Origin of the sequence: Micromonospora sp. NPDC049799, assembly GCF_040656655.1 — a bacterium.
Classification (GTDB): Bacteria; Actinomycetota; Actinomycetes; order Mycobacteriales; family Micromonosporaceae; genus Micromonospora.
In genome coordinates this window covers 1-3911 of record NZ_JBFAMU010000466.1, presented here as the reverse complement: position 1 = coordinate 3911, position 3911 = coordinate 1, and the positions used below count along the sequence as shown (strand labels likewise).

The window sequence follows — 3911 nt, the reverse complement described above, 5'->3', positions numbered from 1 at the left end:
CTCGCCGACCTGGCCCGCGACGACCTCCTGCGGTGGGGCGACATCGCCACCGGCCGGGAACCGCTCCCGGCGCTGCCGGCCGGGGTCCGGGACCGGCTGCCCGAGCTGGTCGCCCTGGAGTCCCGCCTGCCCGCGTACGCCGCCGCCGCGCCCGGCCTCGTCCACGGTGACCTGCGCCCGGACAACGTGCTGATCGACGGCGCCGGTCGCGCCTGGTTCCTCGACTGGACCTGGCTGTGCCACGGGCCGGCCTGGTTCGACCTGGTGACCCTGTTCCTCGGGTACGCCGACGGCTCCGACGCGGGGTGGCCCGACACCGACCTCGCGGCGCTCCTCAGCGGGCACCCCGCCGTCGCCGGTACGCCCCCGGACGCGGTGGACGTCACGCTGGCGGCGCTGGCCGGTTACCTCCTCACCACGGCGACCGAGCCCACGCCGCCGACGGCATCGCCGGAGCTGCCCGCCCACCAGCGCCGGAACGGGGAGCGGGCCCTGGCCTGGCTGGCCCGCCGGCGGAACTGGCGGTGAGTGGCGCCGGCGCCGCCCGGGAGGCGTTTTGGCTCGTCCCGGGGCCACCTGGTAACCTGGCTATTCGCGCAGCGATGACGCATGCTTGTCGCGCGCCCAAGCTGACCAACCCGAGCTATTAGACGAGGCTGTCGCGTGGCGAACATCAAGTCCCAGATCAAGCGCAACCGGCAGAACGAGAAGCGCCGGCTGCGGAACAAGTCGGTCAAGTCGTCGCTGAAGACCGCCATCCGGAAGTTCCACGAGGCCGCCGAGGCGGGCGACGTGGAGAAGGCGACCGCTCTCATGCAGGACGCCTCCCGTAAGCTGGACAAGGCGGTCAGCAAGGGCGTGATCCACTCGAACCAGGCCGCGAACCGCAAGTCCGCGATCTCCAAGCGCGTGGGTTCGCTCGCCGCCTGAGGCGACGTCCGTTCTGACCTGAAGCCCCGGGGCGACTCCCGGGGCTTCAGGCTGTCCAGGTCCGGCGCCCGCCACGTCCAGCGCTCGGCTCGTGGATCGGCCGAGCAGGTCACTCCCGCGGGTGGCGGTCCGGCCGCACCGGACCTGCCGCGCTCCCCCGTCCCGCCTGCGGGTGACCGCCCGGGGCCGCACGGGTGGAGTCCGCCGGAGGGTCCGTCGTCACGAGGACACCCGGCACGCTGTGCAGGATCCAGTCCACCCGGGCCTTGCCGACGGCCGGTTCCATCTGCTGCCGGAAGCGGTCTCGTTCCTGGTCGGGCACCTGGGCCGCGGACCGGACCACCCGCTCCGCCACCAGGTCGTTGAACTTGACCATCACGGCGACCGTGGCCGGCAGGATCAGCACGGCCCACCAGGTGACCAGTTCGGCGAGGGCGAGCAGCGCGGCGAGCGCGACGGCCCCCTCGAAGAAGACGAAGCAGAGCACCCCGCCCGGGTTGACGAAACGCAGGCGCAGGGCCCGGGCGTAGAGCGGGCGTGACCGCTCCACGTCGACCGCGACGGTGGCCCACGAGCCCCGGGGCGGTCCCTTCACCGGGCGCCTCCCTGCCGGGCGGCCACGACCGAGAAGACGGCCTTCTCCAGCGCGTACGCCCGGTCCTCCGCGCCGCCCTTCACGGCCGCGTTGCACTCGGCGGCGGCACGCATCGCCAGCACCAGCCCCTCGGGCGTCCAGCCGCGCCCCTGCCGCTGCGCCCGCTCGACCTTCCACGACGGCATGCCGAGGGTGCTGGCCAGCTGGTACGAGCTGCCCCGCCCGGCGGACGCCACCCGCGCCACGGTGCGTACGCCGTCGGCGAGGGCGTCGGCGATCGGCACCGGGTCGACGCCGACGTGCAGCGCCCACCGCAGCGCCTCCAGGGCTCCGGGCACGTCGCCGACCATGGTGGCGTCGGCGACGGTGAACCCGGTCACCTCGACCCGTCCCCGGTAGTAGCGGGCCACCGTGTCCGCGCCGATCCGGCCGTCGGTGTCGGCGATGAGCTGGGAACAGGCGGCGGCGAGCTCACGCAGGTCGTTGCCGACCGCCGCGATGAGCGCCTCGGCGGCGTCCTCGGTGCACCTGCCGCCGCCACGGCGGATCTCGTCGCGGACGAAGGTCACCCGGTCGCGGTGGCCCTTGAGCTTGGCGGCCGGGACGACCGTCGCGCCGGCCGCCTTGAGGCCGTCGGCGAAGGCCTTGCCCTTGGCGGCACCCAGGTGCAGCACGACCAGTTGCACGTCCGGGTCGGGGTTCTTCGCGTACGCGAGCAGGGCGGCGACGAGGTCCTTGCGGGCGTCCTGGCCGGCGCGCAGCACGAGCAGTCGCCGTCCGCCGAACAGCGACGGGCTGAGCATCTCGGCGAGCTCGCCGACAGCCAGCGCACCGGCCTGGTACTCCCGGACGTCCACGTCGGGGTCGACGGCGCGCGCCCGGGCGATCGCTTCGGAGACCGCGCGCGTGGCGAGCAGCTCCTCGTCCCCGAGGACGAGCAGAATGGGAGCGAGGCTGGCGGCGGTCACGCCGCCCATATTCGCACGGCCGGCGGTCGGAGCCAGCCTGCTCCTGCGGACTCCGGTGGCACACCCCGCACTCAGCGCAAATCCAGACATTTATCTCGCTTCACCTCTTAAGCCAAGAACAGGCATCGATCTACCCGCGCTGGTTTCCGGGCCGGAGGCCCCGGACCACCACGGCCAGGCCGGAGCCGGCCACCACCGCCACGTCGCCGTCGGTGTCGGTCCGCAGCACCCGCGCCCCGCCCCTGGTCAGCCGGCCCAGGACCGCCGGGTTGGGATGCCCGTACGTGTTGCCCGCGCCCACCGGCACGAGGGCCACCGCGGGGCGGACCGCGTCCAGGAAGTCCGGATCCTGGTAGGCCGACCCGTGGTGGGCGACCTTCAACACCTGTGCCCGCAGCCCTCCCGGTGGCGGGTGGTCCAGCAGGGCCCGCTGCTCCTCGGTCTCGGCGTCACCGGCGAGCAGGACGCGTACCCCGGCGACCGTGGCGAGCAGCATGAGGGAGTTGTTGTTCGGGTCGGAGCGGGTGCCCCGCAGCGGGTACGGCGGACCCACCAGCGTCAGCTCGACGGCTCCGGCCCGGTACCGCCAGCCGGCCGCTGCGGTCACCACCTCGGCGGAGCCCGCCGCCGCGGCGGCTCGGACCAGGTCCCGCCCGGCCGCCGGCTCCGGCCACGACGGTGCGAGCACGGCACCGACCCGCCGTCCCCGGAACACCCCGGCGACGCCTCCGGTGTGATCCACGTGGAAGTGGCTCACCACCAGCAGCGGCACCTCCCGTACGTCCAGACCGCGCAGGCACGCGTCCACCGCGCCCGGGTCCGGTCCGGCGTCCACCACCACCGCACGCCCCGGCGCCACCGGCAGCACCACCGCGTCCCCCTGGCCCACCGCGCAGGCGGCGACCACCCAGGTGGCCGGGGGCCAGCCGGGGGCCACCAGTCGCACCGGCAGGGCCCCGAGCACCACGGCGACCGCGACCACCGCCACCAGTCGGCGGACCACGGGGTGCCGGGTGGCGACCAGCATCGCCACGCTGAGCGCGCCCAGCAGCAGCGCCCCGGTCACGCCATCCGGCCAGGGCAGCGTGCCGGCCGGCAGCCGGGCCCCTTGCCGGGCGACCGTCACCAGCCACCACGCCGGCCAGCTCGCCAGCCAGGCGAGGAACTCCGCACCCGGCGGCCAGACCGGTGAGATCACCGCCGCCGCCACCCCGAGCACGGTCGCCGGGGCGATGGCCGGCACCGCGAGCAGGTTGGCCGGCACCGCGACCAGGCTGATCGTGCCCGAGATCCCGGCCACGACGGGCGCACAGGCGAGCTGCGCCGCGGCGGGCACCGCCAGCGCCTCCGCGAACCCGGTCGGCACCCGCCGCCGGCGCAGGGCGTCCCGCCAGCGGGGGACTGCTGCTGCTCGCCCC

The 3911-nt window shown here is 75.0% G+C and carries 5 protein-coding genes; 2 read left to right on the top strand and 3 right to left on the bottom strand.

The annotated features are described in order from the left end of the window. Both AB0I76_RS24555 and rpsT read left to right on the top strand, forming a co-directional pair. Positions 1 to 528 (top strand): phosphotransferase (locus AB0I76_RS24555; protein ID WP_357039809.1); only part of this gene is annotated, 528 nt, incomplete at its 5' end. A gap of 135 nt (positions 529 to 663) precedes the next feature. Then, the gene (rpsT, locus tag AB0I76_RS24550) at positions 664 to 930 is read left to right on the top strand and encodes a 30S ribosomal protein S20 (RefSeq protein WP_357039806.1); all 267 of its coding nucleotides are present in this window, start codon (positions 664 to 666) and stop codon (positions 928 to 930) included. Between the two features lie 109 nt (positions 931 to 1039). Here the strand turns inward: rpsT and AB0I76_RS24545 are convergent, their stop codons facing one another. The 3 genes from AB0I76_RS24545 to AB0I76_RS24535 form a co-directional block, all read right to left on the bottom strand. Next, complete coding sequence (locus tag AB0I76_RS24545) at positions 1040 to 1525, bottom strand: hypothetical protein (RefSeq protein ID WP_357039802.1); 486 nt, start codon at positions 1523 to 1525, stop codon at positions 1040 to 1042. Continuing rightward, positions 1522 to 2502 (bottom strand): DNA polymerase III subunit delta, encoded by a 981-nt coding sequence (holA, locus tag AB0I76_RS24540; RefSeq protein WP_357039799.1) that lies wholly within the window; start codon positions 2500 to 2502, stop codon positions 1522 to 1524. Before holA ends, AB0I76_RS24545 begins: the two co-directional genes overlap by 4 nt. 121 nt (positions 2503 to 2623) lie before the next feature. Next, positions 2624 to 3911: ComEC/Rec2 family competence protein (locus AB0I76_RS24535; protein WP_357039796.1), on the bottom strand; the 1288-nt coding region annotated here is incomplete at its 5' end.